We start from the raw sequence: 6,610 nt of genomic DNA, 5'->3' as shown, positions 1-6,610 counted from the left end.
AGGGTATATTGACTAATTGTCATGGACGACTCCTTAAATTGTTATCTTTATTATATCTGAAAATAGGATAGAAAACAGACAAATAATAACTAAAAAAGTAACTTGAAAAAGTTACTTTTTGTACAAAGTTTTCTTTATTTCTTGATAAACCCTTCTTTTACCAAAAAGTCACGCGCCACTTGATTAGCTGACTTGCCTTCTACTCCGACTTGGTAGTTCATCTGACTCATCTGCTTCTCTGTGATTTTACCAGCTAACTTGTTTAGAATGCCTTCCAATTCTGGATGTTTCTTAAGAAGAGCTTCTTTCATAAGGGACGCCCCTTGATAAGGTGGGAAGAGTTGTTTGTCATCCTCTAGAACCACAAGGTCATAGCGAGCAAGCTCCGCATCCGTTGAGTAAGCATCTGTTATCTGGATCTCACCGGACTGGATAGCCTGATAACGAAGGGCTGGCTCCATGGTGGAGACTTGTAGATCAAGACCATAGACTTTCTGCAAGCCCTTGTTCCCATCCTGTCGGTCATTAAACTCTAGGGTGAAGCCTGCCTTAAGCTGCCCTTCCACCTTTTTCAAGTCAGAAATGGTCTTGAGTCCATACTCTTGAGCAATTTTCTTAGGCACTGCAACAGCATAGGTATTTTCATATGCCATAGGTTTGAGCAAGGCCAGATCGTCTTGTTTTTAATACCATCTCGGGCAGCTTGATAGACTGCTTCTGGATCATGATTGACTTGTGGCGCCGGCTTGAGGAGACTTTCCGTCACGGTGCCTGTAAATTCTGGATAGATATCAATATCCCCTTTTTTCAGAGCTTCATAGAGGAAAGTGGTCTTGCCAAAATTTGGTTTAACAGTCACTGTCATGTCCGTGTTTTCTTCGATCAAGATCTTATACATATTAGCTAGAATTTCAGGTTCAGGCCCTAACTTCCCAGCAATGACCAGGTTTTCTTTTTCTGGTTTGGAGAGAAGACTCGGAACACAGGACGCTCCCAATACGAGGATCATGACTGCAAAGGCCGTAAAGATGGTCCGTAAGTTGGCCTTTTCCATCCATTTGAGCAGAAGGTTAAAGGTGATGGCTAAGAGTGCCGAAGATAGGGCACCAATTAAAATCAAACTGGCATTATTGCGGTCAATCCCTAAAAGGATAAAGGAACCAAGTCCTCCAGCCCCGATAAGTGCTGCCAAGGTTGCTGTCCCGATAATCATTACTGCAGCAGTTCTTACACCTGACATCACCACAGGCATGGCAAGAGGTATTTCAAACTTCTTGAGGCGCTCCCATTTGGTCATCCCAAAGGCAATCCCTGCTTCTTCTAAACTGGGGTCAATCCCACGCAATCCTGTAATAGTATTTTGAAGGATGGGGAAAATGGCATAGATAACGAGTGCCGTCAAAGCAGGCAACGTACCAATCCCCATAATAGGGATAAAGAGTCCCAAAAGAGCCATGGAAGGGATGGTTTGAAAGATCCCAGCAATCTGCAAGACCCAGTTACTCGCACGATCGCGCGTGCTAAGATAAATAGCCAAAGGAATTGAGATGAAAATAGCAATAATTAAGGTCAAAAGAGACAATTGTAAGTGTTGTCCGAGGGCTGTAAGCCAGTCGCTAAAACGCTCTTGAAATGTTGAAATTAAATTAGACATGAGGGCTACCTCCAAACAAGTTTGCTACAAAGTCTGTCGCAGGTGCTTGTAAAATTGTTTCAGGTTCTGCGACCTGACGAATTTCTCCATCTTGCAAAACTGCAATCCGGTCGGCTAATTTCAAGGCCTCGTCTGTATCGTGGGTAACGAAGATTGTCGTCATGCCGAATTCTTTATGCAAGTCTTTTATGAGACTCTGCAACTGCTTGCGAGAAATAGCATCCAAGGCTGAAAACGGTTCGTCCATCAATAGAATCTTTGGTTTCCCAATGATGGCACGCACAATCCCAATCCGTTGTTGCTCCCCACCAGATAACTCACTTGGCTTGCGCTTTGCATACTCTGCAGCAGGCAAACCAACCTTGTCCAAGAGTTCATCGGTTTTAGAGGCAATTTGTTCTTTAGTCCAGCCCTTCATTTCAGGAATGAGGGCAATATTTTCCGCAACTGTCAAATTAGGAAAGAGGGCAATGGCTTGAAGCACATAGCCGGTACTGAGACGTAACTCCCGTTCATCATAGTCCTTGATGCATTTTTCATCCATGTAGATATTGCCATCAGTCGGCTCCAAGAGACGGTTGATCATCTTGATCATGGTGGTTTTTCCAGATCCTGAAGGACCTACGAGCACCATAAATTCTCCATCTTCAATATGGAGATTGACATCTTTTAAAATTGCTTTTTCTGTGTAGCGCAAGGCTACGTGTTTGTATTCAATCATAAATCATCCTCATTTTTCACGATCACTTTACCGAAAGAATGGCTTCCTTCCAGATAAGCATGCGCTTCCTGGATTTGGTCAATCTTATAAACCTTTTCAGGTCGTACATCCACATGATACTGCTCGACAAAATCTACCAAAGCCTGAAGCTTGTCTGGAGACACATTGCCAGAAGCAAAGGTCGTCAAGTAGAGATTGCGAGAGAGCATCTCAATCGGATCAAAGTCTGGAACAGTCCACTGACCACCCAGAAGGCCACAAGAACAGATCATCCCGTCTTCCGCTGTCCTCGCAAAAGTATCGAGAATAGCGCTGGGACCAACAAGATCTAAAACCTTATCGAACTGTTCTTGTGTTTGCAAGACACCATCCTTCTCCAGAATCACCTGATCAAATCCGACCGCCTTCAATTGGTCTTCCTTAGCTAAATTTCGGCTAGTTCCTGCCAGATGAACCTTAGGAAATTTGCCTTTTAGCAGTCTAGCAAAGGCAATTCCTACACCACTGGTTGCTCCGCGAACTAACACGCTGTCCTTCTCCTCAATCTTGAGGTTAAGAAAAGAGCCAAAAGCCGTGTAATAGGTCTCAGGAAGAGCGATCAAACTTTCCAAATCAAGCTTTGTCTTGATCGGATAAATTTGCTCATTGGGGAGAAGCGTATACTCTGCATAGCCTCCATCAAAGTCACGCCCCATCTCCCCCATAATGGAAATGATTTGCTGACCAATCTTCAAATCCGGTCGTGTCGTTTCTTCCACAAGACCAACACACTCAATCCCTAACACACGAGGAAATTTCACAGATGGTGATTGTCCCTTGCGAGTAAAAATTTCACTGTGATTGATACAAAATCCTTGGATTTTTACCAGAGTCCAACCTGCCTTCAGGATTGGTTTTGGTCGTTCGACAACTTCTAATACCTCTGGTCCACCTGGAGTGCTCACAACAACTGCTTTCATAAGGTACTCCTCTTTTTCTACAGTTCATTTTCTTTAGCTTTTAGATTTGAGATAATCCGCTCTTGATAGGCCTCAAATTCTCGAATTTCTTGGTCAGAAAAACCTTGGTAGAAAATCTCTCCCAGTTCCTTGCTGACACGATTCCCAATTTCTTTTTGCGCCCAACCGAGGTTTGTCAAAGAAATATATTTTTTCTTTTATCCTGCGTACAAGGTTGAATCGTGACCAAACCTTGTTCTGCCAACTTCTTAACCATACTGGTCAATGTATTATTGGCTAGACCTGTCGCAAGAGCAATATCGGTCGCAGTAGCGCACCCCAATTCTTGCTTCCACAGAATCGTTAAAATTTTCCCCTGTTCACTTCGGTATTGGGCATCTGGTTCCTTGCTCAGCAACTTTTGAAACAGTCGCCCGTTCAACAAACGAATCTGTAAAGCTTGGTAGCCCCCTAACATCTTGTCCATTTTGTCTCCTTTTTCTTCTATATCGAACTTTCTAAATCTATTGTAAATCTACTCATTACATCTGTCAACTATTTCGATATGGAAATAATTATAAAAACAAAAACTTTCCTAATTATCTAGGAAAGTTCTCGCTATAATCTATTGTTATCTTTAAATGAGCTTATTCAGCCTTGGTAATATCTTCACGCATTTCATCGACATTGAATTTAGCGAAGAGATACTGACGATCTTGAACTGGGAAACGTTGATCGAGTTGGTCAACTGGACCGACTTCAACAATACCATTATCAATAATGAAGTCCATAACGTGCCCACCGAAAGACAAATCATCCGAAATAAAGTGCAAATGATAGCCAGCTACACTAACTCCATGGAACATCTCAGGAGTCCAAATACCAACAATGGTACCTGAAATATTATCAGCTTCATACTCCGGCTGATGTGTTGCCACCTCTGCAAACTTAGTATCCGGGGCAGATTTAGGAATCATACGAACATGCATGTGCTTAAAGTGACCCTTAATTTTGATGGAACGGAAGAGATTAACCCCATCGTAGTAAGATTCAATACGTTCTTCAAGTTCCTTATCAGTCATTTCAAAGCGTTGTCGGAAGATAACTTCGGCTTGGTGTGGAACTACAGCTGCATAAGGTACTTTTTCATTAGCAGCAACCTCAACAACCTCAACCTTACCTTCTGACCCCTTGGCCTGATAAGCTTTACCATCAAGGACAATTAGCTCCCCATCAATGGAATCAAGGGTTCCAAGCCCCAAGTCCCCATGTTCTAAAAGTTCACCAACTGTTAACGTACCCCCGTAAAGCCCAGCCATTAAGGCTCCCAAGGTATTATATTGAAATAATTTTATGGCTTCAGACATGTGTACACCTTCTTCTTAATAAAATTCATCAGGCAAGATAGTTTCGCCGAGTTTAATATTGTCTTTGTAGTCTATTGGCACATCGATAAGGACAGGTCCATTATCAGAGTCTTGAAGTGCTTGTTGAAGTAATTGCGCAAAGGCTTCTTTGCTTGTCGCACGATAGCCCTTGGCACCAAAGCTCTCAGCATATTTTACAAAATCAACAGGACCAAAGTCAACCCCTGACGAGCGACCATACTTCATTTCTTCCTGAAATTCCACCATATTATAATGCCCATCATTCCAGATGATATGAACAATTGGCAGTTTCAAACGAACCGCTGTTTCCAACTCTTGTCAGAGAAGAGGAAACCACCATCACCAGAAATTGAGATAACCTTTTCCTTTGGACGAACCAAGGCTGCAGAAATCGCCCAAGGAAGAGCAACACCCAAGGTTTGCATCCCGTTTGAGAATAGTAAATGACGAGGTTCATAAGATTTGAAATAACGTGCCATCCAAATATAGTGACTACCAACGTCAACTGTAACCGTCATGTCATCCTCAGTTTGATCTTGCAAGACTTCAATCAAATCAAGTGGATGGACCGTACCTTCTTCAGGCTGACGGTCAAATTTGACATCATCAACGACAGTATCTTTCAAACCTTTAAGATATTCAACTGAGCCTTCAGGTAATTGATATCCTTGGATTGCTGGCAAAAGCAAATCCAAAGTTGCTTCAACATTTCCAATCAACTCACGTTCAGGTTGGAAGTAAGTATCAACATCAGCCGGTTCTACGTCGATAACAATGATACGAGCTGAAATCTCAGCATTCCAGTTGCGTGCTTCATACTCGATTGGGTCATAACCGATTGCAATAATCAAGTCTGACTTTTTAAGTAACATGTCACCAGGTTGGTTACGAAAAAGACCAACACGGCCAAAGAAAGTGTCTTCTTCAAGATCTCTAGAAACAATACCTGCTCCTTGGAAAGTTTCAACCACTGGCAATTTAACATGCTCCAAAATCTGACGAATAGACTGAGTTACTGCCTCTGATGAAGCACCATTTCCCAAAAGAAAAACAGGCAAAACCGCATTTTTAATGGCTTGTGCCAAATAATTAATATCAGATACAGAAGCTGACCCCAGTTTTGGATCAGTCAATGGTTTAATAGCCTTGACACTGACTGGAGCGTCTGTAACGTCTTGAGGAATAGAAATGAAACTTGCACCAGGCTTACCTGCTTTGGCATGACGATAAGCATTGGCTACAATCTCAGAAAGGGTATTGGCATCATGGACTTCGGCTGCATACTTCGTTATTGGCTCTAACATAGCAACGTTATTCATTGATTGGTGGGCACGTTTCAAGAGGTCTGCACGCTTAACCTGACCACCAATAGCAAGAACAGGGTCCCCTTCATCAGTTGCCGTAACCAAACCAGTCGCCAAGTTAGAAACACCGGGACCAGATGTCACCAAGACAACACCGGGTTCTCCGGTAATTCGACCAACTCCTTGAGCCATAAAAGCTGCATTTTGCTCATGACGAGCAACAATCAATTCCGGCCCCTTATCTTCAAGCGTATCAAAAACCCTATCAATTTTCGCTCCAGGTATCCCGAAAACATACTTAACATCGTGGTTAATCAAGCTATCAACCACTAAATCAGCACCATACAATTGCTTTCCTTCTGACATTAACCAAGTCCTTTTGGCTCATCAACTACAGAGCCTACTTTCCTTTCAAATATAAGTCATAAAGGGTCAAAGCCTGATCGATTTTTCACAAACTTTAATCACTTCACAATTCTGTTATCATTATAGCACAGTTTTTAAGCATTCTTGTGAAAAAAAGATTGTGAATTTTTGCACTTCTAAATCAAAATAAACACCTGAATGCTATCAGATGTTTATGTGTTTTTGACTTTAGAAAATTC

General features: G+C 42.2%; 3 protein-coding genes and 3 pseudogenes. All 6 read right to left on the bottom strand.

From position 1 onward, the window contains the following. Positions 1-134: 134 nt before the first annotated feature. The 6 genes and pseudogenes from HSISS2_RS02875 to alsS all read right to left on the bottom strand — a co-directional run bounded on the left by HSISS2_RS02875 (position 135) and on the right by alsS (position 6,371). A pseudogene (locus tag HSISS2_RS02875) lies at positions 135-1,654 on the bottom strand (ABC transporter permease/substrate-binding protein). Then, on the bottom strand, positions 1,647-2,375 hold the full coding sequence (locus tag HSISS2_RS02870; protein ID WP_021145296.1) for an ABC transporter ATP-binding protein: 729 nt from the start codon (positions 2,373-2,375) through the stop codon (positions 1,647-1,649). The pseudogene HSISS2_RS02875 and the gene HSISS2_RS02870 overlap by 8 nt, the downstream one beginning before the upstream one ends. Further along, positions 2,372-3,334 carry a zinc-binding dehydrogenase gene (locus HSISS2_RS02865; RefSeq protein WP_021145295.1) on the bottom strand — a complete coding sequence of 321 codons (963 nt, stop codon included), beginning with the start codon at positions 3,332-3,334 and terminating at the stop codon, positions 2,372-2,374. Before HSISS2_RS02865 ends, HSISS2_RS02870 begins: the two co-directional genes overlap by 4 nt. A gap of 17 nt (positions 3,335-3,351) precedes the next feature. Beyond that, positions 3,352-3,800, bottom strand: a pseudogene (locus HSISS2_RS02860) (MarR family transcriptional regulator). Positions 3,801-3,960: 160 nt separating this feature from the next. Beyond that, positions 3,961-4,680, bottom strand: a complete 720-nt coding sequence (budA, locus tag HSISS2_RS02855; protein ID WP_008534730.1) for an acetolactate decarboxylase — start codon at positions 4,678-4,680, stop codon at positions 3,961-3,963. Positions 4,681-4,695: 15 nt separating this feature from the next. Continuing rightward, a pseudogene (gene alsS, locus HSISS2_RS02850) lies at positions 4,696-6,371 on the bottom strand (acetolactate synthase AlsS). Positions 6,372-6,610 lie beyond the last annotated feature (239 nt).

Source organism: Streptococcus sp. HSISS2 (assembly GCF_000448665.1).
In the GTDB taxonomy this organism is placed as follows: domain Bacteria; phylum Bacillota; class Bacilli; order Lactobacillales; family Streptococcaceae; genus Streptococcus; species Streptococcus raffinosi.
Note: the sequence above shows the minus strand (reverse complement) of the source record. Positions and strands in the feature narration are given on the sequence as shown.